Source organism: Sorangiineae bacterium MSr11954, assembly GCA_037157815.1.
GTDB lineage: Bacteria > Myxococcota_A > Polyangia > Polyangiales > Polyangiaceae > Pendulispora > Pendulispora albinea.
On record CP089984.1, the window covers coordinates 11,852,451 to 11,873,750 of the forward strand.

21 protein-coding genes are annotated in these 21,300 nt (G+C 66.4%); 11 read left to right on the forward strand and 10 right to left on the reverse strand.

The genetic code is table 11. The features are described 5' to 3' along the window. Positions 1–9 precede the first annotated feature (9 nt). Together LZC94_46730 and LZC94_46735 are read left to right on the forward strand one after the other, a co-directional pair. Positions 10–468 (forward strand): hypothetical protein, encoded by a 459-nt coding sequence (locus LZC94_46730; GenBank protein ID WXB15306.1) that lies wholly within the window; start codon positions 10–12, stop codon positions 466–468. 125 nt (positions 469–593) lie between these two features. After that, positions 594–1,325, forward strand: a complete 732-nt coding sequence (locus LZC94_46735) for an FAD-dependent oxidoreductase (GenBank protein ID WXB15307.1) — start codon at positions 594–596, stop codon at positions 1,323–1,325. A gap of 227 nt (positions 1,326–1,552) precedes the next feature. Here the strand turns inward: LZC94_46735 and LZC94_46740 are convergent, their stop codons facing one another. Next, the gene (locus tag LZC94_46740) at positions 1,553–2,143 is read right to left on the reverse strand and encodes a CGNR zinc finger domain-containing protein (protein ID WXB15308.1); all 591 of its coding nucleotides are present in this window, start codon (positions 2,141–2,143) and stop codon (positions 1,553–1,555) included. A gap of 138 nt (positions 2,144–2,281) precedes the next feature. Here LZC94_46740 and LZC94_46745 point away from each other — a divergent pair, with 138 nt between their 5' ends. Continuing rightward, positions 2,282–3,355 carry an alpha/beta hydrolase gene (locus LZC94_46745; protein WXB15309.1) on the forward strand — a complete coding sequence of 358 codons (1,074 nt, stop codon included), beginning with the start codon at positions 2,282–2,284 and terminating at the stop codon, positions 3,353–3,355. A gap of 264 nt (positions 3,356–3,619) precedes the next feature. Here the strand turns inward: LZC94_46745 and LZC94_46750 are convergent, their stop codons facing one another. Continuing rightward, positions 3,620–4,900, reverse strand: a complete 1,281-nt coding sequence (locus tag LZC94_46750) for a hypothetical protein (protein ID WXB15310.1) — start codon at positions 4,898–4,900, stop codon at positions 3,620–3,622. A gap of 1,314 nt (positions 4,901–6,214) precedes the next feature. On the opposite strand from LZC94_46750, the gene LZC94_46755 reads away from it, so the two are divergent. After that, positions 6,215–7,120 carry an alpha/beta hydrolase gene (locus tag LZC94_46755; protein WXB20328.1) on the forward strand — a complete coding sequence of 302 codons (906 nt, stop codon included), beginning with the start codon at positions 6,215–6,217 and terminating at the stop codon, positions 7,118–7,120. Here the strand turns inward: LZC94_46755 and LZC94_46760 are convergent. Beyond that, positions 7,117–7,896, reverse strand: coding sequence for a helix-turn-helix transcriptional regulator (locus LZC94_46760; GenBank protein WXB15311.1), 780 nt, complete (start codon positions 7,894–7,896; stop codon positions 7,117–7,119). The genes LZC94_46755 and LZC94_46760 overlap by 4 nt on opposite strands. A 225-nt stretch (positions 7,897–8,121) precedes the next feature. Between LZC94_46760 and LZC94_46765 the strand changes: the two genes are divergently transcribed. Continuing rightward, on the forward strand, positions 8,122–9,198 hold the full coding sequence (locus tag LZC94_46765) for a medium chain dehydrogenase/reductase family protein (GenBank protein ID WXB15312.1): 1,077 nt from the start codon (positions 8,122–8,124) through the stop codon (positions 9,196–9,198). A 27-nt stretch (positions 9,199–9,225) separates the two neighbouring features. On the opposite strand, the gene LZC94_46770 is transcribed toward LZC94_46765, so the two are convergent. The 3 genes from LZC94_46770 to LZC94_46780 all read right to left on the reverse strand — a co-directional run bounded on the left by LZC94_46770 (position 9,226) and on the right by LZC94_46780 (position 12,247). Beyond that, on the reverse strand, positions 9,226–10,248 hold the full coding sequence (locus LZC94_46770; GenBank protein ID WXB15313.1) for an aliphatic amidase: 1,023 nt from the start codon (positions 10,246–10,248) through the stop codon (positions 9,226–9,228). Between the two features lie 109 nt (positions 10,249–10,357). After that, positions 10,358–10,984 carry an AmiS/UreI family transporter gene (locus LZC94_46775; GenBank protein ID WXB15314.1) on the reverse strand — a complete coding sequence of 209 codons (627 nt, stop codon included), beginning with the start codon at positions 10,982–10,984 and terminating at the stop codon, positions 10,358–10,360. 186 nt (positions 10,985–11,170) lie between these two features. Continuing rightward, positions 11,171–12,247, reverse strand: a complete 1,077-nt coding sequence (locus tag LZC94_46780; GenBank protein ID WXB15315.1) for a substrate-binding domain-containing protein — start codon at positions 12,245–12,247, stop codon at positions 11,171–11,173. 350 nt (positions 12,248–12,597) lie between these two features. Here LZC94_46780 and LZC94_46785 point away from each other — a divergent pair, with 350 nt between their 5' ends. After that, positions 12,598–13,080 (forward strand): MarR family transcriptional regulator, encoded by a 483-nt coding sequence (locus tag LZC94_46785; GenBank protein WXB15316.1) that lies wholly within the window; start codon positions 12,598–12,600, stop codon positions 13,078–13,080. Positions 13,081–13,087: 7 nt separating this feature from the next. On the opposite strand, the gene LZC94_46790 is transcribed toward LZC94_46785, so the two are convergent. From LZC94_46790 to LZC94_46805, 4 genes are all read right to left on the reverse strand, one after another. Then, a complete protein-coding gene (locus LZC94_46790) occupies positions 13,088–15,169 on the reverse strand; it encodes a c-type cytochrome (protein WXB15317.1) in 2,082 nt (693 codons plus the stop codon). 5 nt (positions 15,170–15,174) lie between these two features. Beyond that, positions 15,175–15,408, reverse strand: a complete 234-nt coding sequence (locus LZC94_46795; GenBank protein WXB15318.1) for a hypothetical protein — start codon at positions 15,406–15,408, stop codon at positions 15,175–15,177. After that, a complete protein-coding gene (locus LZC94_46800; protein ID WXB15319.1) occupies positions 15,405–15,638 on the reverse strand; it encodes a hypothetical protein in 234 nt (77 codons plus the stop codon). The genes LZC94_46795 and LZC94_46800 overlap by 4 nt, the downstream gene beginning before the upstream one ends. 218 nt (positions 15,639–15,856) lie before the next feature. Next, complete coding sequence (locus LZC94_46805; protein WXB15320.1) at positions 15,857–16,633, reverse strand: DUF899 domain-containing protein; 777 nt, start codon at positions 16,631–16,633, stop codon at positions 15,857–15,859. Positions 16,634–17,383: 750 nt separating this feature from the next. Here LZC94_46805 and LZC94_46810 point away from each other — a divergent pair. The 5 genes from LZC94_46810 to fabG are packed head-to-tail and all read left to right on the forward strand — an operon-like array spanning position 17,384 to position 21,293. Further along, a complete protein-coding gene (locus LZC94_46810) occupies positions 17,384–17,686 on the forward strand; it encodes a TcmI family type II polyketide cyclase (protein WXB20329.1) in 303 nt (100 codons plus the stop codon). Beyond that, positions 17,686–18,954, forward strand: a complete 1,269-nt coding sequence (locus tag LZC94_46815) for a beta-ketoacyl-[acyl-carrier-protein] synthase family protein (protein WXB15321.1) — start codon at positions 17,686–17,688, stop codon at positions 18,952–18,954. Before LZC94_46810 ends, LZC94_46815 begins: the two co-directional genes overlap by 1 nt. Further along, a complete protein-coding gene (locus tag LZC94_46820; protein ID WXB15322.1) occupies positions 18,951–20,165 on the forward strand; it encodes a ketosynthase chain-length factor in 1,215 nt (404 codons plus the stop codon). The genes LZC94_46815 and LZC94_46820 overlap by 4 nt, the downstream gene beginning before the upstream one ends. A gap of 34 nt (positions 20,166–20,199) precedes the next feature. Continuing rightward, positions 20,200–20,511 carry a phosphopantetheine-binding protein gene (locus LZC94_46825; protein ID WXB15323.1) on the forward strand — a complete coding sequence of 104 codons (312 nt, stop codon included), beginning with the start codon at positions 20,200–20,202 and terminating at the stop codon, positions 20,509–20,511. Further along, positions 20,508–21,293 carry a 3-oxoacyl-ACP reductase FabG gene (gene fabG, locus LZC94_46830; GenBank protein ID WXB15324.1) on the forward strand — a complete coding sequence of 262 codons (786 nt, stop codon included), beginning with the start codon at positions 20,508–20,510 and terminating at the stop codon, positions 21,291–21,293. Before LZC94_46825 ends, fabG begins: the two co-directional genes overlap by 4 nt. The last annotated feature ends 7 nt before the right edge of the window (positions 21,294–21,300 follow it).

Genomic DNA, 21,300 nt, shown 5'->3' on the forward strand with positions numbered 1-21,300 from the left:
ATACTCAAAATGAATAGTTTACGGCTGCTCCGTTTTTCGCTCGGAATGGTCTTCATTTGGTTCGGCGCCCTCAAGCTGGTGGGGGTGACCCCCGTGGCCGCCATGGTGGCGCGCACCGTTCCGTTCCTGGATCCACGGTGGTTCGTCCCTGCATTGGGCATCTTCGAAATGGTGCTCGCTGCAGGGCTCATCCTCGATGGCCGTCACGTCCGCTGGGTCGTCACGGCCATGATGGCGCACCTCTGTGGGACCTTCTTGGTCTTCGTCACCCAGCCCGACGTGACCTTCCGGGATGGCAATCCGTTCTTGCTCACCACGGAGGGGGAGTTCGTGTTGAAGAACATCGTCCTGCTCACGGCGGGGATGGTCGTCGCCACGCATCGCCGGCGCGACACCGAGCCGGAGCCCGAGTTCGCGCCTTCCTCCGCGGCGGGCGCGAAGCTCGCGTCGCAGCGCTTCGATGTATGATGACGTCGATCGCGACGGACTAACTATCGCCCGGGAGCGCGACAGCGGATGATGACCAAACTGCTGTCGCGCTCCGCGAGCGCCCACTCGCGCCGCTACACCCCTCGTCCTCTTTGGGAAAACCGATGCCCCTCCCGCCTACTTTCCAAGTCCGCCTCGTTGACAGCCGAACGCTCTCGCCCTCCGTTCGGGAGCTCACGTTCGAGCGAGAAGATGGCTCCGCGTTCGCGTTCGATGCGGGGCAGTGGGTCAGCTTGGTCCTCCCCAGGCCCGATGGCGAAATCCGGCGCAGCTACTCCATTGCGTCGCATCCTTCGGAGTCGCCGTCGTTCCAGCTGGCCATCACCAAAGTGGATGGCGGGCCGGGATCGACGTATTTGCACGAGCTCTCGCGCGGCGCGACCTTGACCGCCATCGGCCCGCAGGGGTTCTTTTCGCGGCCGCTCGACAAGACGGGCCCCTCGCTCTTCGTGGCCACGGGCACCGGTCTCACCCCCTTGCGCAGCATGGTGAGGGCGGCCGTCGAGACGGGGCACACGCTCCCCATGTGGGTGCTCTTCGGGGTCCGCCACGAGCGCGATATCTTTTACCGCGAAGAGTTCGCGGAGCTGGCTCGCAAGCACGCGAACATTCGCTTCGTGCCCACGCTTTCGCGCGCCGACGAGACGTGGAGCGGCCCCCGCGGCTATGTGCAGACGCACGTCCCGACCCTTTGGAACGAGCTCACGGGGCTCGGCCTCGGCACCCCGCACGCCTACATCTGCGGGTTGAAGCGCATGGTCAGCACGGTCCGCGATTTGCTCCGCAACGATATGCGCATCCCGCGCGATCACGTGCACTCCGAGCGTTACGACTGACGACGGATGACGAACGACCGACGACCGGTGCGCCCAAGGCGCTGCGCGGTCGTCGCGGTCTTTTCGCGGGTCCCCGCCTTCTCGCGGGTCCCCGCCTTCTCGCGTAACCCGCCCTCCGCGGGTACCCCGCCTTCGAATTTCTCCGTCTTCCCGCGCGTACCCCGCCTTCGAATTTCTCCGTCTTCCCGCGCGATCCCTATCTTCCCGGGTTTCGCGTATCGAGCTTCTTAGTCTTTGCGCTGCCGCTCGCGAAACGCTGCGACCTTCGCGCGATTGCCGCAGACGGTGGGGCTGCAGAACAGTCGTCGATGCGACTTGGTGCGGTCCAGGAACGAGAGCGTACAGACCGAGCTGGCGCAGTCTTTGATGAGCGCCGGCTCCTCGTTCGTGATCAGCGACGCGATTTGCACGGCCACCAGGGCGAGCAGCTCGTCCACGGATTCGACGCGTTGGCTCTCCGTGAGACGGAGACGCCCCTCGGAGACGACGACCTCGCGCCGCGAGCTCCCGCGCGCGAGCAGGCCATTGAGCTGGGCGACCTCCCGGCCGTAGTCGGCGGCGGGCGCTTCACGCCAGCGCGCGATGAAGCCCCGCGCCCACTCGCGAACCCTGCGCGCTTCTTCGGAGGCCGCGTCCAGCGCTTGCGGGCCAAAGCGCCGCTTCATCTTGGCCGCCCCCGCCGCCTCCAGCAGCCCCACCTGGACGAGCCAATCGATGAAGGCGCGGCCGTCCCCGATGCACTCGACCGCGTTCGCATCGGGAGCGTATCGCGTGTTGAGAAAATCCAATGCCGGGTGGCTTCCGAGGAAGAGGAACATGTGTGACCGCGCCTGGATGTTAGTGTAACCTTTGAACTTGATGTTGACAAGTTACGAGGGTGACCGTAACCTTTAAAACATGCACGTCAAAGGTTACAAAGTTGGGCTCGGCAATCTCGCCGGCCAGGGGGTTCGATCATGAAACGCTCGCTTTCTTCGCTGGCCGCGGTCGCTGCGCTCACCATGTTGAGCGCGCTCTCCGGGTGCAGCAAAGACACCGCCAAGCCTGCGAACACGGCCGGCGATACGGAGTCATCGGGAGCTCAGCTCTCCGCCGCCAAGCCCGCGAATCCGACCATCGCCGCCGCCGCGGCAGCTCCTGCGGCCAAGACGAAGGTCGCATTTCCCATTACCCATCACCGCACCGCGAAGGTCGATGGCATCGATATTTTCTATCGCGAGGGCGGTAAGGCCGACCTCCCCACGGTCGTGCTGCTGCACGGGTTTCCAACCTCGTCGCACATGTTCCGGAACCTCATCCCCGTGCTCTCCGATCGCTACCACGTGATCGCGCCGGACTACCCGGGCTTCGGTTATAGCGCGATGCCGGATCGCAAGCAGTTTGCTTATGGCTTCGCCAAGTTTGCCGAGTTGGTCGACGGGCTGCTCACCCAGCTCGGCGCCAAGAGCTACGCGCTCTACGTGCAGGACTATGGCGCCCCCGTCGGCTATCGCCTGGCGCTCCGCCACCCCGAGCGCGTGACGGCGCTGGTCGTGCAGAACGGCAACGCGTACGAAGAGGGGCTGCGCGAGTTCTGGGCGCCCATCAAGGCTTATTGGGCCGACGGCTCGCAGAAGCACCGCGACGCGCTGCGCGCGGGGACCACCCTCGCCGCGACCAAGTTCCAGTACACCGACGGCGTGAAAGACGTGTCGCGGGTGGACCCGGAGGCGTGGCTGCACGACCAGACCTTGCTCGACCGCCCGGGCAACGTCGAAATTCAGCTCGATTTGTTCAAGGATTATGCGACGAACGTCGCGCTGTACCCGAAGTTCCAGAGCTTCTTCCGGGACCGGCACCCGCCGACCTTGATCGTCTGGGGACGCAACGACAAGATCTTCCCGCCCGAGGGCGCACACCCCTACCTGCGCGACATTCCGGACGCGGAGCTTCACTTGATCGACAGCGGCCACTTCGCGCTCGAGGACAAGGGCGACGAGATCGCCGGCCTGATGAGCGACTTTTTGGACCGAAAGATCGCGCGCCAATAATGCGAATCCGGGAGGACGGTATCCTTCGTCCTCCCGGCGCCGGCTCGTGTTTCGTTCGTTTCGTGTGCAGCTCGAAATGGGACTTCGCCCGATCGTAAGGCGGCCCGCGCCCGGTCCTCACCGGTGCGCGAGCCGTCTCGATCGGGTTTTTGCTTAACTTGGGAGAGACGGAGTGGGCGCGGCTTTACCCGCGCCCTTGGTAGGTCCTACGGGGGATGGCGCGTATGCCAGTACCCGCCATCCTCTGCTTTTCACGGTTCGTTCTCAGAGCGCCTTCAGGAAGTTCCCGAGGTCTTGCGCTTCCTGGGCCGTGAAGTTGATGTAGAAGCGGCGATTGTAGTGCGCCACCACGTCGTCGAGCGTGGCCGCGGACCCGTTGTGGAAGTACGGCGGGCGGGACGCCAGGCTTCGAAGCATCGGCGGCTTGAACTTCGCGATGTCGGCCCACTTGCCGGTGACGATGGCACGTCCGGGGTCCATCACCTTCACGATGGCGCCCGTGGTCCGGTTGGCGAGGGTGTACAGCGGGAGATCGCTCGTGCGGTTCGATTCGGCCGCGATGCCGGTCGCGAAGAACGCGTTGTTCACGTTGTTGCCGAAATTTTGCGAGTTGTGGCAGCTCGTGCACGTCTGCCCTCCCGCAAACGTCTTGGTGTTGAAGATGTTCTGGCCTCGCGCGATGGACCGCCGCCGGCGCGCGACGTCGTCGGTGCCCTGGATATTGCCCCACGAGGTGTAAATCGTGAAGCCCGGGGGCCCCGCGATGGGGAGCTGCGAGAGGGCGATGGCGCCGCCTTCCGCCCCTTGGCCGGCCAGGTTCCGGGCGACGAAGTCCAGCGACTGGGCGCTCGACAGGGAGTTGCCGAGGTTGACGATCTGGTCCTTCTGCTCTTCCGAGATGTCCGCACCCGTCCTCTCGGAGTGCTGGAAGACCGCGCCGTTGGCGACCTTGCGCAGGCCGACTTGGCCCTCGCCCTGGGCGCCGTCCCATAGAACGCTGGTGGCGTTCTGGAAGTTCGTCGTGGGCAGGGTTTTACGGTAGACGTAGAAGGTCTGGTTCAGGTCACTGGTGGCGCACCGCAGGCCGTTCGCCGCGATGATGTCGAACTCGCGATCCGCCGGCAGGGTCTTGGCGAAGCGAAACAGCGCCTTGTTGAGCAGCAAGCTGGACGCCGCCCTCCGCGCGCTCACCGTCGAACGATCGTCCTCCGGGCAGTTGTGACCGTCGAACTCGAACAGCGGATCGTTGCCGTTGGTGTTTTGAAAGGCCGCGCGCGTCGTGCGCGTAGCGAGCCCCCAGCCGTCGCTCGGAACGTGGCACGTCTCGCAGGTGCGGTTGTTCGCGCCGAGCTTCTCGAAGAAGGCGCCGGTCCGCTCGATATCGCCTTGGGTGCTGAAGGACGTGGCCTTGCCGAGCTCGTTCTGGAATGGGAAATTGTTGGGAAGCGTCGAAGCATTGCTGGGGAGCGCCGCAGCCGCCGAATCGTCGTCCGAGGCGCCGTAGACGACACCTGCCGTCGCAAAGAGCACAGTGCCGATGCTCATTACCATCCACTTTCGCATGAACCTCTCCTTTTCTTTTAACTTGATATCGTCGATTCGTTTCTTCGCAGGGAGTTGAGTGGGCAAGGTGCGGTACCCTCTGCTCCGCTGTCGCTCTGGCTCGTGCGAGTGCAAAGTCTTGTATCGCGAAGCAGCCAACCGTCATCACGGCGATTCGGTCGCTGCACGCCTGATGGCTCAACTGAACTAACGATCTAATGTCGCTAGAAGTCGTGTCAACGACACGCGGGAAAACCGATCGCCGATTTAGAGACAGTCTGTCGGCAATTTCGTTGTTCGCTGCCGTTAACGGAAAATGAGGCCTTTTCGGCCACGAAAATTCGAACTCGCGACGAAATTTCGAACCGGCTGGAGGTTGGGTGACACGCGCGATTTCCACTCGATTTCGGCGCTGCGCGAGGGCTGCTCCGGCGCGACCCAGGGAGCGGGGCGATCACGGATCGCAAAGGTGGATATGCGCGGGTCCTGATCCGAGGGACGTCCACCCGGAGAGCGGGGTTCTCGCGCATTGCGAGCTGCGCCGCCATGCGATCGTAGACGCCATGTGGCGGCCAAATCGTGGACGCTGCGCGGCGTCGGTGCAGCGCGAATCGTAGACGAGCGAATACGTGGGCAGCGTGGCCAGCCACGAAACATGTTTCGTGGTTAGCCGACGCACGCTCCTCGGACGAAAAGGCCACGAAAAGTCGTCCGATTGGAGTGGACATGAAATGGTTCATTCCGGCGCCGCGTCGCCGGCGGCCGGTGACGCTCGGTGCGGATGCATGTGACGTTTACGACGTCGGGATACGTCCGATGTTTTATTGATGTGCTTCCAACTCGAGACAAGCACGGCCCGCGGCTGCCAGCATGGCGCCCAAGGCGTTCCTTGAACTGAAATCCATATTCAATTGGATTTCAATAAATCGAGTTCGATTTCAATTGAATGTTGCACGCGCCCTCGCACGCGGCCCGCGCCTTCGCACGATTTCGCGCGATACGGAAGACGGGCGCGACCATGGCTCGTCGAGGCTGCGCGCGAATGGCTGCCGTAGTTACGACATCCGCCGACCCTAACGCACCGTCCGGTACGAGGCCGGCGTCGCCCTCGGCGCACGGCTGCGACGCTTGCCATGTTGACCCCCGCCGCACATGAGGGTGATCTTCGGCGGCGTCGCGTTGCGCGACGCGTATCACCACGAGGAGCTTGAAATGACACTTTCCGAGCAGGCTCGAACCGTTGATTCTCCTTGGAATCGTTATTCGGAGCGGCTACCGCGGGTCACCCATCGCACGGTCTCCGTCAACGGCATCACCATGCACATCGCCGAGCAAGGGGAGGGGCCGCTGGTGCTCTTGCTGCACGGCTGGCCGGAGACCTGGTACTCGTGGCGTCACCAGTTTCAGGCGCTCGCCGACGCCGGCTACCACGTGGTGGCGCCGGATCAGCGCGGCTACGGTGGCACCGATCGGCCCGAGGCCGTCGACCAGTACTCGATCTTGCACCTCGTCGGCGACGCCGTTGCGCTGATCGATGCGCTCGGCGAGCAGACGGCGGTCGTCGTGGGCCATGACTGGGGGGCCCCGGTGGCCTGGCACACGGCGCTCCTGCGTCCGGATCGGGTGCGGGCGGTGGTCGGTTTGAGCGTACCGTATCGGGCGCGGACCCCCGCACCACCGATCGGCTTCATGACCCAGCGCTTCGGCGCCGGTTTCTACCAGGTCTACTTCCAGCAGCGCGGTGTCCCCGAGGCGGCGCTCGGCCGTGACCTCCCCGACACCTTCCGCCGCGTCCTGGTCGGCGCCTCCGGCGACGGCCCCGCGCCGATCCCCATCATCCCCGAGGGCGGCAGCTTCTTGGACCTGATGCCGCACCCCGAGCGGCTTCCGAGCTGGCTCACCGAGGAGGACATCGCCGCCTTCGTGGAGCAGTTTGCCCGCAGCGGCTTTAGCGGCGGGCTGAATTGGTACCGCAACATCGACCGCAATTGGGAGCTGACCGCCGCGTGGGCGACCGCGCGCATCACCGCGCCCGCGCTCTTCGTGACCGGCGACCGCGATCTCGTGCGCAAGTTCGGGGGCCCCGACATGATCGCCGCGCTGCCCAAGTGGCTGCCCCATCTACGGGGCGTGATCGATCTGCCCGGTTGCGGCCACTGGACGCAGCAGGAGCGGCCCGCCGAGGTGAACGCGGCGCTGCTGGAGTTTTTGAAGGCTCTCTAACGAACCTCGGGCCGGGGAGCTACGGGTGTGTAGACGACGAGCCGCAGCGCGGGGGCGTCGATCACTTGGAACGCCTGGTGCTCGAACACCAGCTCCCCGAGCTTCGGATGGTGCATGGCCTTGCGCCCGACGCGGCGGACGCTCACGTCCTGGCGCTTCCAGAGGCGGACGAAGTCGTCGCTCGTTCGAAGCCGCGCGAGGAGGGACTCGACGGAGGGATCGCCCATGTAGGGGCCGATGTTCAGCCGGAAGGCCGCCACCATGCTGGTGGCGATGCGCTCCCAGTCCCGCATCCGATGACGGGTGCCCGGCCGCGTGAACATGAGCAGGAGCCCGTTGCGTTCTTCCTCGGGGAGCGCTCCGAAGCCGAACACTCTGTCGGCGGCGGCGTTCCAGGCCACGACGTTCCAGCGAAGATCGTTGATGTAAGCCGGGTTGGGCTCGAGCGCCGCGAGGATCGGGGGGAGGGACGGCGGCACCCGGACCGCCGCGAGATCCACCGGCGCGGCGACCGTCTGCCCGGCGAGCGTCAAGAGGTGCTCGCGCGCGGCGCTGTCCAGCTCGAGCGCGTCGGCGATGAAGGTCAGCGCCTCGCGCGAAGGGTGGATGTCGCGCCCCTGCTCGAGCCAGGTGTACCACGCCACGCCGACCCCGGCGCGCTGCGCGACCTCCTCCCGGCGCAGGCCCGGCGTACGTCGCCGGCGGCTGACCGCGATCTCCGCCCGCGAGGGCTCGAGTCGCTCGCGATGCGCGCGCAGAAACGCCCCGAGCGCCACCCGCCGGGCCTCCTCGCGATCGAGCTCCGCGCGCGGCGGCCGCGAAACCGGCGGCGCCTGAGAAGCTCGAGAACGCGGCGCGCGCGATGCCGGGGAAGCGCGAGAAACCTGGGAAGCGCGAGAAACTTGGGAAGCCTGGGAGGCAGGGACTTTCAGTACCATGATGGGCCGACTCCTGGCACGACGTGGCGGTCGTCAGCATGGTACCGCGCGGAGGTTCGAAACATGAAGCGTGCACGATTGGAGCGCCTTGGAGAGCCCCTCGTGGTCGTCGACGAGGCCGATCCCGAGCTGGAGCAGGAGTGGACGTCGGGGATCCGGTCCGGTGGGGTCGCCGTGAGGATGCTCACCTCGCGCGTCATCTCGTATTCGAAGGAGGTCTTCGCGGGACGGCAGGGGAGGATGACGTTTCCGTTTCCGTTCACGCCGGGCGCCGGGGGCATCGGCATCGTCGAGAAGGTCGCGGACGACGTCGAAGGCATCGCGCCTGGCGAGCGCGTCTTGCTCTCGTCGTACTTGCCGAGCGCCGACGGCGACACCTGGGTGCTGCTCGGGTGGACCGGCACGTCGGCCGCGCTCCAAGGTCGGTGGCCGCACGGCACGTTCGCCGAGCGCGTGGTGTGGCCCGCGAGGTGCGTCACCCCGCTCCGCGGTCTCGACGATCGCCCCGCGCTCGCGATCTCGGTCCTCGGGACCTTGCTCGTCCCCTATGGCGGACTGCTCGCAGCGGGCACCGCGGCCGGGCACGTGGTGGCGGTGAACGGGGCCAATGGGTGCTTCGGCGCCGCCGGTGTGGTCATGGCGCTCGCGATGGGCGCGTCCCGAGTGCTCGCCGTCGGCCGCGACGCGCAGGCGCTCGAGCACCTGCGCGCGGCGTGTGGCGCGGCCGTCGTTCCGGTCGCTCTCGGTGGGGACGAAGCGCGCGACATCGCCGCGCTCCAGGACGCGGCGGGTGGCGGGCCGCACCAGGTCCTCGACTTCGTCGGGCAGACCCGCGATCCCAGCGCGACGCGCGCCTGCATCCGCAGCCTGCGTCGCGGCGGGACGGCGGCCTTGATGGGCGGCGTGCAGGCCGACGTCCCGGTCCCCTACAACGAGGCGATGCTGCGCGATCTGGTGGTGCGCGGTTGCTTCATGCATCCGCCGAGCGCCCCCGCGAACCTCGTGCGTCTGGCCGCGAGCGGCCGCGTGCCGCTGGACGTCTTCCAAACGGCGGCCTTCGAGCTCACCCGGGTGAACGAGGCCGTCGAGCACGCGGCGCGGGACAAGGGCCTTCGCGCGACGGTGGTCACGATGGGGTAAGGGCGCGCCCGACGCCCGCGGTCGAGGCTATTTGATGGGCAGCTCGCCGACCCGGCAGCTGGCCACGCCCACGGAGCTTCGGGTGATGGCCTCCACGTTCTCCCGCGCCTTGGCCGGGTTGTTCACCCAGTCGCGGTAGAACTCGAAGGGGCAATTGGCCACGCCCTTGTCGCCTTCGCCGGCGGCGTGCAGCGCGGAGTAGCCTCGGTGCATCAGCTTGAAGAGGTGATTTTGCGACTGATCGTATTTGCGCGCGTCGCGGATGGCCGAGAGCGAGAGTTGCGCATATTGGATTCCATTCTCCTCTTCACCGGTCTCCCCGAGGGTGCGCCCGTCGAAGCCGATGATCGCGGAGTGGCCAAAATAGGAATAGACGCCGTCGAACCCGGCGGCGTTGGCCACCGCTACATAGGAGTTGTTCGCCCACGCCATCGCTTTGGACATGAGCACTTGTTGTTCCTTGGCCGGGTACATGTAGCCCTGGCAGCGGACGATCAGCTCGGCGCCCTTCATGGCACAGTCGCGCCAGATTTCGGGGTAGTTGCCGTCATCGCAAATGATCAGCGAGACCTTCATGCCCTTGGGGCCCTCGGTGACATAGGTCGTGTCGCCGGGGTACCAACCCTCGATCGGGCACCACGGCAGGATCTTGCGGTATCTCTGCACGATCGCGCCCTGATCATTGATGAGGAGCAGGGTGTTGTACGGCGGCTTCTTCGGGTGCTCGGGGTGCCGCTCGCCGGTGATCGAGAAGACGCCCCAGGTGCGCGCTTTCTTGCAGGCCGCGGAGAAGAGCTCCGTCTCCTCGCCGGGCACGTTCACGGCGGTGTCGTACATCTCCTGGTTGTCGTACATGATGCCGTGGGTCGAGTACTCGGGAAAAATCACCAGGTCCATGCCGGGCAGGCCGGTCTTCATGCCCACGACCATGTCGGCGATCTTCCGGGCGTTGGCGAGCACCTCGGCTTTGGTGTGGAGCCGGGGCATCTTGTAATTGACGACCGCGACACCGACGGTATCGGGGCTGGACGAGATATCTCCATGTCGCATGATTGAGTCTCTTTTCGGATGAATGGTTTGGTAAAAATGCGTCGATACGCCGATGGCGCCGATGCATGGATGCGTGAATGCATGGATGCGTGGATACGACGAATGAAAATCAGGCAGGGGCCGCGGCGTTGCTTCCCACCCAGCCCTCGCTGCGCGAGGCGAGCACGCCGGCGAGGGCAATCAGCACCACGAAGACGCCCGCCGCGATGGCCGCGAGGGTGCCGCTGGTTTGGTAGGAGCCGGTCATCAAAAGAAAGGCCGGGATGGTGCAGGTCGGCTGGCTCAAGAGCAGCGTGGTCCAGCCGGTGAATCGGGTGAGGCGCGTTTTCCCGAGCGCGAGCACCAGGAAGAACAATGTCCAAAGCAGGGCCCAGGCGAGCCAGATCACGCCGAACACCGGATCATTTCCGGGGCCGAAAAAACTCAGTCCGCTGTATACGAGCGCGGCGAAGGCTACGAACAGCGAGAACCAGCCGATGCCCTCCGCCTCGAAACCTGCGAGGTTCACGATCCCTACGTACAGGTAGGTAAAGCCGAACAGGTAAAGGCCGGACGCACCGAGGATCGCCTGGGGCTCGCCGTGCGCCTGAATGATCAGCACCGTCGGCGTTATGCATTGCAATGCCCCGACGAAGAGATTCAAGACCGCCGCCGAGCGGGAAGGGATCCGCCCGAGCAGCATCAGGCCGTTGATCATCAGCACGGCGCCCACGTAGAGCAGGCCGACGTTGTTCATCGCCAATCCTCCTGTCGCGCAGCGCGCGGCGACGGTTCCAGCATCGTATCTGTTACTTCCATCTGAAATGATTTCAAATGAAAATATTGGAAACGCGCTGCGTCGAGAGATGGATCGGCTGGAAAATCAGCGACGGTCCGCCCTGAATTTATTCGAATGAAAGGAGCGCGCCGGAGGCGTCCGAGCTCAAAGCCGGGTGATCACGTCGAAGTCGTAGCCATTGGCCGCGGCCAGATACACGTGTTGAGCCGCCTGCTGGCCCTGAAACTCGATGGTGCCGCGGGGACCGTGGTAGGCCACGCCATCGATGGCCGCGTTGAGGCCCGCGAGCTCGGTCGTGCCCGCGCGGCTCACCAAGGTGGCCAACGTGTGCATGCCCTCGTAGCAAGACTCCGCCATGTTGCTCAGCGGGGGCGCGGTCGGGCCATGGAGCTGCATGTACCGGCTGCGCAGATCCGCGGCGTCGGCGGTGACCAGCGAGCGGAAGTAGGCGGCCGAGGCGAAGAGGTTGCGCGTGGCCGAGTCGCCGCTGGCGAGCAGCATGTTCTCTTCCATCAGCGGGCTGAATCGCACGATCCCTTCGTGCAGGCCGTACTCCGCGAACCGTTGATTGAAGTACACCGCGTCCTGTCCGACCAGGAGCATGAACACGCCATCGCACCCGCTCAAGGCGGCGTGCATGGCCAGCTGGTTCGCGGTCGGTGAGCCAAGTTGGACGAAGGTCTCGCCCACGATGTCCAAGCCCAGCTCGTGGGCGTAGCGGTGCACGGCGACCGAGGTCCCGCGCGGCCACACGTAGTCATTGCCCACGATGAACCAACGGCGGACGCCCAATTGGTCGCGAAGCCACCGCAGCGCGGGCCGGATCTGAAATCGGGGCACCTCCCCGCAACAGTAGATGCCCGAGCGCCGCTCGCCTCCTTCGTAGAGCGAGGTGTACACGTAGGGCACCCGCCCCGCGAGCACCGGCGCCAAGGCGTTGCGGACCGACGAGATATGCCAGCCGGTCACCGCATCCACCCGGCCCAGGTCGAGCAACCGGCGCAGCTCGTCGGCCACCTTCCCGGGCGGAGCGCCGCCGTCCACGATTTCCAGCTGGACCTCGCGGCCGAGGATGCCGCCGGCCGCGTTCACCTCGTGCACGGCCAACTCGCTGATCGCCTCACAGGAGGGGCCGAAGAGACCGGCCGGTCCCTGAAGCGGCACGACCATCGCGACCCGCCAACTGCCGGTGCGCTCACGCGCGGCCAGAACGCGACCCATGACACCACCTCCGGAACAAGGCCAAGACCACGACCCTACCCACCCGAGCAGCGGAGCGGCGAACGAGCACCGCCGTGGCGCAGTGTAATAGTTTCAAATGAAAGGTACTCTGCTGGAAGTACCCCGTCAAGGGAGCGCGGCCAAGCTTGTTCACCCCAGCAAAGGGCTCTCCGCGCGACGCGCGCTCTGTCCGGCGCGTCGCTCCGTGCGATGCGCTCTCCGTGCGATGCGGTCTGCGTACGACGCGGTCTGCGTGCGACGCGTCATTGACTTACGTCCAAGTGAAAGCATGATAGCGAGCAGGTTTTCCACGCCGTACGAATGAACATGGACGCACTCTGAGGACCGCTGTGGCCCTACTTCGCGCGCTCACGCGAGCCGCCCGCACAATCGCCGTCCACGTCGAGCCGGTGCTTCGAACGGAGGGGCTGACCCTCGACCAGTGGCTGGTCATCGATGCACTGGCCAGCGCCCGAGGTTTGGCCATGACCGATCTGGGCGCGGCCACCCTCGTTACGGGCCCGACCCTGACCCGCGTGGTGGATCGGCTGATCCTCACCGCCGTGGCGTACCGCGAGGTGGACGCCACCGATCGGCGCCGCGTTCGCGTCTACCTCGGTCCGCGCGGGCACGCGACCCACCGGCGCGTGGGGGCCAAGCTGGCCGAGCTGGAAGAGGCGCTGCTCCAGCAGATGGAGACGCCGGACGTGCTCCTCGCCGCGCTCGACGATCTCGTGGAGCAAGCCCATGCCTCCGAGCCCGAGCCCGCCGCCGCGATGCCGCCGTTGGTGGCGGCGGGCCGGCGTGGTGGAGCCGGCGCGCCGGGCTCGTAGGCGCCCGTCACAGAAGATCGAGGAACGCCCGCAGCGCGCGGAGCGATCGTTCGTCGAGCCCGCGACCTTCGCTGCCGGCGTGCGTGAAGGCCCCTTTGTCCGTCCAGCGCGCGCGCGCGATGACCGAATCGAGATCCGCTGCGCTGCCGTTGGTGAAGTACGGGCGCTTGGTGTAGAGCCGGCGCAGCGAGGGCACGCGCGCGCCGCGCTCGTTCACATAGGGGACGATCCCCGTCTTCGCGTACTCGGCCTTGCCCCACACCAGCGGCCCGCTGTCCGAAAAGACGAGCGACTCCCAGCGCGGGAAGGGGACCTCGCTCGCAGGATCGTCGGCCGCGAGGCGCGGCGCGTGGCAGCCGGCGCACCCTTCGCGAAACACGGAGGCGCCGCGGCGCTCGTCGTCGGTGAAGGTGCGGCGGCCCACCGTGCGCGGGTTGGGGCGGTGCGTGAAGTCGACGAGAAAGGTGACGAGCGCGCGGCGCAGCTCCTCGGGCGAGAGCGGATCGGCGCTCGGGCCGAGCGCCGCGATCCAAGGGAACTCACGCCGCTCGATCGAGAACCAAGGGTCGTGATCGCTCTTGGCGTTGGCCACGCGGAACTCGTTCATGGCCACGGCCGCGAGATCGGGATCGAGCGCGCGCGAGAAGTGCGGTTTGTTGGCGGCGAGCCCGTAGAGCGGCTTCGTCGACGCCACCACCTTGGCGCCGTGCGCGTCGGTGCGCCCGGTCCAATGCACGCGCCCGTCGCCGTAGCCTTCGAAGTGACACGTTTCGCACGTAAAGCGCGAGAGGCGCCCCTCGGATTTGTTCCATGGCGCCATCAAGGTCGTGAACACCAGCGCCTCGCCGACGCGCGACGCGGTGCTTCGTGGCGCCTCGGCGGGATCGGCGACGGGGACCGCCTTTCCGTCCGCGACCCATGCATCGAGCAGCGGATCGGCGCCGGCCCATCCACCTCGCGCCTTGGCGATGGCGCGCACCCCCGGGAGTGATGCGGTCACCTCGACGTGCGGCGCGCCGCCGGGCGCGAGCTCGACGCGGGCTATGGTCGGTGCGCCGTAGCCGGCCACGACGAAGGAGCCGGGGCCCTCGATGACCACCGCCTTCGGGGTGACCACGCCGTGGCTCGAGAGGTTGATCTCCGCGATGCGGCGCCCGGCCTCGAGCACGAACAGAAATGAATCGATGAACCCAAAGGACCCTTCGGTGCGGTCCAGCGGGTGATCTTCGATGCCCCCCGCCGCGATGAGCAGCCCCGCCGGTGTCTCCTGCGCGTCGAACCCCCAAATGGGACCGTTGTTCGCGAACACGACGTGCCCGTCGACGACGAGGGTGTGCTCGAACCCGCACACGACCGCGACGTGGCTGCCGGCGACCTTCATCTGCGTGGCGCCGGCGCACGCGGGCAGGGTCTCGAGCCGGCGACCGGTGGCCGCGTCCAGCACCACGATGCGCCCGCCCATGTCGTCCAGCGCATAGAGCTTTCCGGCGGCGAACGAGAGCTCGCGAACGCCGAGCACCTCGGTGCCGAGATCGAACACGCCGCTCGCGATCAGCTGGTCGCCACGGACGGTGTAGCGCGCGACGGTATGTCCGAGGCCCGCCGCGACGAACACATGGCCGTCGGCGCTCACGGCGAGCGACGTCGGCGCGCGCGGCGCCGGCACGCGCGCGAGCTCCGAGAGCGCCGCGTCGAGGAGCACGAGCTGCGAGCGACCGCGAAGCACACCGACGAACCGCGATGGCTCGAGCCGAACGCCCGCGGAGGTCGCAGGCAGCGGTGCGAGCGCGGAGGTCGCGGGCAGCGGCGCGAGCGCGGAGGTCGCAGGCAGCGGCGCGATCGCGGAGGTCGCGGGCAGCGGCGCGAGCGCCCAAGGGTCGGGCCCCAAGGTGGTCTCCGAGCTCGGCATGTGCTCGAAATCGAGCGCGCGCCGCGTGCTCTGCTCGAAGGCGCGGACCGCGTCCGTTCGCTCGTCGTCGGGCGTTCGGGCGCTGGGGGCGTTCCGCGCGGTGCGATCCTCCACCGCGCGGCTGCATCCCACGACGAGGCCGAAGGCCGCCGCGGCGATCCCCGCGGCGGCGAGCCACACCTTGCCTACCAGCCGCCCTTCTCCTTTTCCTTCTCGGCCTTCTCTTTCTCGTGGGGCGCGGGGGCAGCCGCCGGCGCAGCTTGCGATGCCTGGGGCGCCGCCTTCGCCGCCTCGGCCTTGTCGTCTTTCTCCGGGCATCCCGTGAGAAGCACGACCAACCCGAGCGACGCGCCGAGCGCAACGAGGAAGGAGCGCATCGCGTGCTCGCGGTTGCGTCCCTTGCCTCGCTCGCGCATCACCAGCCCCCGCTGCGCGGCGCGGCTGCGGGCGCAGTCGGAGCGGGCGCCGACGCCGCACCGGCGGGCGACGGCGTCTTCGCCGCGTCCGACTTCGCACCTTCCGGCGCCTTGGCGCCTTCCGACGCCGCGCCGCTGGTGCTGGTGGCCGACGGATCCTTCGGCGGCTCCTGGTTACCGCATGCAACGACGAACAAACCGAGCGCACCGAGCACGAAAACGGTCTTCTTCATCACGGAACCTCCTTGCTGTCTGTTTCGGTGGCCGAGAACGTACCGCAGTTTTCGGTGCAACGCGACGACAGGGTGGGCAATTCTATGCGCCCGAGCGGAGGTGTATGTGTGTCAAGACCGTGAACTCGATTCACCCGGTTCGATGTGCACTCGGCGCGTCGACGCGGGACGCTCCGCGCAGAACGCTCCGCGCAGGACGCCTTCACGCCGAGGTGACATCAGCGCGCGTCGTACTCGTCGTGGCGGCGCCACCAAATGCCCGTCTCGTTGCGCCCTTTGGGCGCGCGGTCGAGCCAAGGGTACATGCTCCAGATGCTATCCACGCCGCGCGCATAGGTCGAATAGGTGTGGTAGATGGCGCCGTCCTCGAGCACGAACGCGCTCATGCCCGGCCGATCGCGATGGTACGAGGGCACGTCGGTCCCGCATGTCGCCGCGAGTTGGGCCTCCGCGCCCCAGCGGCCGCCCTCCTGACCCGGGCGCCAATCGAAGACGGGCTCGCGCCGGTAGTTGTATTCCATACCCTGATTGCGCAGTTGCTCTTCGGTGAACCAGACGTTGAAGTCGGGGTTGAAGTTGCTGGCCAGCGAGGACGCCCAGGGAAATGTCCAACCCATTCGTCGCTTGTACGCCTGCAACTTCGGGAGCGGCGCCAGCGAGACCGCCCAGAGCATCACGTCATGGTTGGCCAGGTGAACGGCGAACCCGTTGAATCCGTCCGCGATCATCGAGCAGGACGGGCAGCCCGCCTCCCAGTCGGGGCCGAACATGAAATGATAGACGAGGAGCTGCGAGCGCCCTCGGAAGAGATCCCCCAGCGAAGCGGTCCCATCGTCGGTCTCGAACCGATACGCCTCGTCGACGCGCACCCATGGCAATTGCCTGCGCTGGCGCGCCAGCTCGTCGCTGCGCCGTGTTGCCTCCTTTTCGGCTTCGAGCAGCTCCAACCGAGCCGCCAGCCACTGTTCCCGAGTTCCGATCGTGTGCGTCGTCATCGTTCTTTCCTCCGTTCGCGGATCCTCGATCCGTTGCGGACGCTCTCGCGTCGCCCCTCCGTGTACTAGCGGCAGGATATTGAAACGGTGGAGTAACAAGGGAGGCGGGATTCGAGGGGGACTCGTGATTACGGGCGCGGCCGTGGCGGGGAGGGTGGGTGCGCGCGAAGCTCCCGTGCTCCTCGCGCGCGACGAGTCGTCTCATAGCTATTTATGGGTTTCGTATAAAATAAAAATTTGGAATCGTCTAGCCGTCTCGCTCCGACTTCATGAATGAATAGCGAGCGTTGTGCGGGGGACGACGCTCGCTCCGACCCAGGTCGACACGTGTATCCATTGCGCAATGGACTAATCGCGACAAGAGCCGGCGCGACGAATCCATGGTTCGAATTCAGTCCACCTATTTAGTAAATTAATAAGATTGATGCGCCCAAGTAGACATTTGATTCGTTTGCGTTGGCCGGGAGATATGTCGATTCGCAACGAAATCGAGACGGCCAAATAAATTGCCACGAGAAAAATCGCCTTTGATCCATTTTGCTTTAAAGTCGCGTGCTTGGAAGTGGAACGCTTGTCTCCATTAAATGGATGGGCTATGTATCGTGAACGATATCGCCTCGACGAAGCGCTCGACGGATCCATCGAGCCGCCCATTTTCGATCGAGAGACCAGCAGCGAGGAGCCGGTTGCCCGCGCGACCTTCGGGTCGCGCAAGGAGAATCCATGCCCAGTATTTTGATTGTGGCCCGTATGGAGCCACGTTCGAGCAACAATGTCGTCCAACTTTTTCGCAATTTCGACGAAACCGACCTTCCTCATCGCATGGGAACGCGACGGCGGCAGCTATTCTCGTATCGAGACTTGTATTTTCACCTTCAGGATTTCGATGTAGACGACGGCCCCGAGCGCATCGAAAGAGCCAAATCGGATCCTCGCTTCGTTCGGATCAGCGAGGATTTGAAGCCCTTCATTCAGCCTTACGATCCGGCCACCTGGCGCTCGCCGGCGGACGCCATGGCTACGCGCTTTTATCATTGGGACGCCTCGACGTGATGCGGCGTCGCGTCGTCATCACCGGCATGGGGGTGATGGCCCCGGGCGGTATCGGCGTGAATCGCTTTTGGGCGCTGCTCCGCGAGGGCCGAACCTCCACTCGGAGGATTACGCTGTTCGACGCCTCGCCGTTCCGCTCTCGGGTGGCGGCGGAGATTGATTTCGACCCCGAAGCGCACGGCCTCGAGCCGCAAGAGAGCCGGCGCATGGACCGCGCCGCCCAGCTGGCCCTGGTGGCCGCCCGCGAGGCGGTCGCCGACAGCGGTATCGAGCTTCGCGAGCGGGACGCCCACCGCACGGGCGTGTGCATCGGCAGCGCCGTCGGCGCGACCATGGGGCTCGACCTCGAATATCGGGTGGTGAGCAATGGCGGACGGCTCGATTTGGTCGACCCCGCTTACGCGATTCCCCACCTTTATGACTATATGGTGCCCAGCTCCTTCGCGGCCGAGATCGCATGGGCGACCTTCGCCGAGGGCCCGTGCACGGTGGTGTCCACCGGCTGCACCTCCGGCATCGACTCGGTCGGGCACGCCGTCGAGCTGATTCGAGAGGGCTCCGCCGACGTGATGATCGCCGGCGCCACCGACGCGCCGATATCGCCCATCACCCTGGCCTGCTTCGACGCCATCAAGGCGACCACCCCGCGCAACGACGATCCCGAGCACGCCTCGCGGCCGTTCGACGAGACCCGAAACGGGTTCGTCTTGGGCGAGGGCTCGGCCATCTTCGTGCTGGAGGAGCTGGAGAGCGCCAAGCGGCGCGGGGCGACGATCCACGCGGAGATCACCGGTTACGCCTCCCGTTGCAACGCCTTCCACATGACCGGCCTGCGCCCGGACGGGCTCGAGATGGCCGAGGCCATTCGGGCCGCCCTCGGCGAGTCGCGGACGGGTGTGGAGCGCGTCGACTACATCAATGCGCACGGCTCGGGTACGAAGCAAAACGATCGCCACGAGACGTCCGCCTTCAAACGGAGCCTGGGCGAGCACGCGTACCGCACGCCCGTGAGCTCCATCAAATCGATGGTCGGCCACTCCTTGGGCGCCATTGGCTCGATCGAGATCGCCGCCTCGGTGCTGGCCATGAAATACAACGTCGTCCCGCCCACCGCCAATTTGCATTACCCCGATCCGGAGTGCGATTTGGATTACGTCCCGCTCGCCGCGCGCGACCACCGCACGGACGTGGTCTTGACGGTCGGCAGCGGATTCGGTGGTTTTCAAAGCGCCATGGTGCTGGCCCGCCCCGATCGGAGCCCGACGTGACCGCGCCGGCCGTCATCACGGGACTCGGTGTCGCCTCCCCGAACGGCCTCGGCAAAGGCGCCTATTGGGCCGCGACCCTCGGCTGCCAAAGCGGCATCGGCCGCATCACCCGCTTCGATCCGGCGCGCTACCCCGCGCGCTTGGCCGGCGAAATCGACGATTTCCAGGCCGAGGAGCACTTGCCGCCGCGGCTTTTGCCTCAGACCGATCGCATGACCCGCCTCGCGCTGGTCGCCACGGATTGGGCATTGGAGGACGCGGGGATCACGCCCGGATCGCTCCCCGAGTTCGATATGGGGGTGATCACCGCGAGCTCCTCCGGCGGCTTCGAGTTTGGCCAGCGCGAGCTCCAGAAGCTTTGGAGCCAGGGGGGCCAGCACGTCAGCGCGTATCAGTCCTTTGCCTGGTTTTATGCGGTGAACAGCGGGCAAATATCCATTCGAAACGGTATGAAAGGACCGAGCAGCGTCCTCGTCAGCGATCAAGCCGGCGGCTTGGATGCGCTGGCGCAGGCGCGCCGGCAAATCCGTAAAGGCACCCCGCTCATCGTATCCGGGAGCATCGACGCGTCCATTTGCACCTGGGGCTGGGTGGCGCAGATCACGAGCGGCCGATTGAGCACGCACCTCGATCCTGCGCGCGCGTATCTTCCCTTCGACCGAGGCGCCGCCGGACACGTTCCGGGCGAGGGCGGCGCCATTCTCGTCGTGGAGGACGAGGCGGCCGCGCGCCGTCGCAACGCCACCGTTTATGGCTCCATCGCAGGATATGGCGCCACGTTCGATCCCAAGCCGGGCCGGGCGCGCGCCCCCGGTTTGCGCAAAGCCATGGAGCTTTCGCTGGCCGACGCCCGCCTCGATCCGGGCGCCATCGACGTGGTGTTCGCCGATGCGGCGGCCATTCCGGAGCTCGATCGCATCGAGGCGGAGGCCATCGGCCAGGTCTTCGGCCCGCGCGGCGTTCCGGTCACCGCGCCCAAGACCATGACGGGCCGGCTGTACTCCGGGGCGGCCCCGCTGGACGTGGCGGCCGCGCTGCTCTCCATGCGCGACGGCGTCATCCCGCCCACCGCGAACGTGGTGGCGCTCGCCGACTATGGCCTGGATTTGGTCACGGCGCAGCCGCGAAGAGCCCCTGTGCGCGCGGCGATGATTTTGGCCCGCGGCTACGGCGGATTCAACTCCGCCTTGGTCGTACGGGCCCCGAATTGATCCTGTCGAGAGAGATGCATCCAAAGGAGGAGCGGTGACGAACGAGGATTTTACCTTCGACGATCTCAAACGGATTTTGCTGGTCAGCGCGGGTTTCGACGACAGCATTCCCCTCGACGGCAGCATGCTCGACGCCGACTTCGCGGAGCTGGGCTACGACTCGGTGGCGCTGCTCGAGACCTGGAGGCGCATCGAGCTCGAGCGCCGCATCGCCATCGATGATTCGACGGCCGCCGGCGCGCGGACCCCGCGCGCGCTGCTCGCTATCGTCAATGCCCACCTCCCCACCGTCGAGGGCAGCGCGAGCCGCGGGGCGGGCTCGACGATCGCGGGGGCGACGTCATGACCGCGCACGATCGACGGGTCGCGCTCGTATCGGGGGCGACCAGCGGGATCGGCTTGGCGGTCGCTCGCTCGCTCGCCGCCCAGGGGCACGCCGTGTTCATCGGCGCGCGCACCGCCGAAAACGTCACGGCCACCGTCGCGCGGCTGCGCGAGGAAGGGCTCGAGGTCGACGGCATCGCCCTCGACGTTCGATCCAACGAGTCCGTTCGCGCGTTCGTTCACGCCGCGCTCGCGCGCTATGGGGCGATTGACGTCTTGGTTAACAACGCCGGGCGCAGCGGCGGCGGGGTGACGGCCGATATCACCGACGAGCTTTGGTTCGATGTCATCGACACCAACCTCCATAGCGTTTTTCGAATGACGCGGGAGGTGCTCACCACCGGCGGAATGCGGCAAAAGAGCCGCGGCCGCATCATCAACATTGCCTCCACGGCCGGCAAACAGGGGGTCGTCCTCGGAGCACCGTACTCGGCCTCCAAACACGGTGTGGTCGGCTTCACCAAGGCGCTGGGCAACGAGCTCGCCCCCACGGGCATCACCGTCAACGCCGTCTGCCCGGGCTATGTCGAGACCCCCATGGCCCAGCGGGTCCGCGCGGGCTACGCCGCCGCCTACGAGACGTCCGAGGACGCCATCCTGGCCAAGTTCCAGGCGAAGATCCCGCTCGGCCGTTATGCGACCCCGGAGGAAGTGGCCGGGCTGGTGGGCTACCTCGCGTCCGATCTGGCGGCCTCGATCACCTCTCAGGCGCTCAACGTGTGCGGCGGCCTTGGCAACTTCTAAGGAGGAT

Coding starts and splice junctions, on each gene's coding strand:
- LZC94_46775 (WXB15314.1), bottom strand. CDS start 10,984: ATGAACAACGTCGGCCTGCTCTACGTGGGCGCCGTGCTGATGATCAAC.
- LZC94_46730 (WXB15306.1), top strand. CDS start 10: ATGAATAGTTTACGGCTGCTCCGTTTTTCGCTCGGAATGGTCTTCATT.
- LZC94_46815 (WXB15321.1), top strand. CDS start 17,686: ATGCGGCGTCGCGTCGTCATCACCGGCATGGGGGTGATGGCCCCGGGC.
- LZC94_46735 (WXB15307.1), top strand. CDS start 594: ATGCCCCTCCCGCCTACTTTCCAAGTCCGCCTCGTTGACAGCCGAACG.
- LZC94_46745 (WXB15309.1), top strand. CDS start 2,282: ATGAAACGCTCGCTTTCTTCGCTGGCCGCGGTCGCTGCGCTCACCATG.
- fabG (WXB15324.1), top strand. CDS start 20,508: ATGACCGCGCACGATCGACGGGTCGCGCTCGTATCGGGGGCGACCAGC.
- LZC94_46765 (WXB15312.1), top strand. CDS start 8,122: ATGAAGCGTGCACGATTGGAGCGCCTTGGAGAGCCCCTCGTGGTCGTC.
- LZC94_46755 (WXB20328.1), top strand. CDS start 6,215: ATGCACATCGCCGAGCAAGGGGAGGGGCCGCTGGTGCTCTTGCTGCAC.
- LZC94_46770 (WXB15313.1), bottom strand. CDS start 10,248: ATGCGACATGGAGATATCTCGTCCAGCCCCGATACCGTCGGTGTCGCG.
- LZC94_46805 (WXB15320.1), bottom strand. CDS start 16,633: ATGACGACGCACACGATCGGAACTCGGGAACAGTGGCTGGCGGCTCGG.
- LZC94_46750 (WXB15310.1), bottom strand. CDS start 4,900: ATGAGCATCGGCACTGTGCTCTTTGCGACGGCAGGTGTCGTCTACGGC.
- LZC94_46780 (WXB15315.1), bottom strand. CDS start 12,247: ATGGGTCGCGTTCTGGCCGCGCGTGAGCGCACCGGCAGTTGGCGGGTC.
- LZC94_46810 (WXB20329.1), top strand. CDS start 17,384: ATGGAGCCACGTTCGAGCAACAATGTCGTCCAACTTTTTCGCAATTTC.
- LZC94_46740 (WXB15308.1), bottom strand. CDS start 2,143: ATGTTCCTCTTCCTCGGAAGCCACCCGGCATTGGATTTTCTCAACACG.
- LZC94_46800 (WXB15319.1), bottom strand. CDS start 15,638: ATGAAGAAGACCGTTTTCGTGCTCGGTGCGCTCGGTTTGTTCGTCGTT.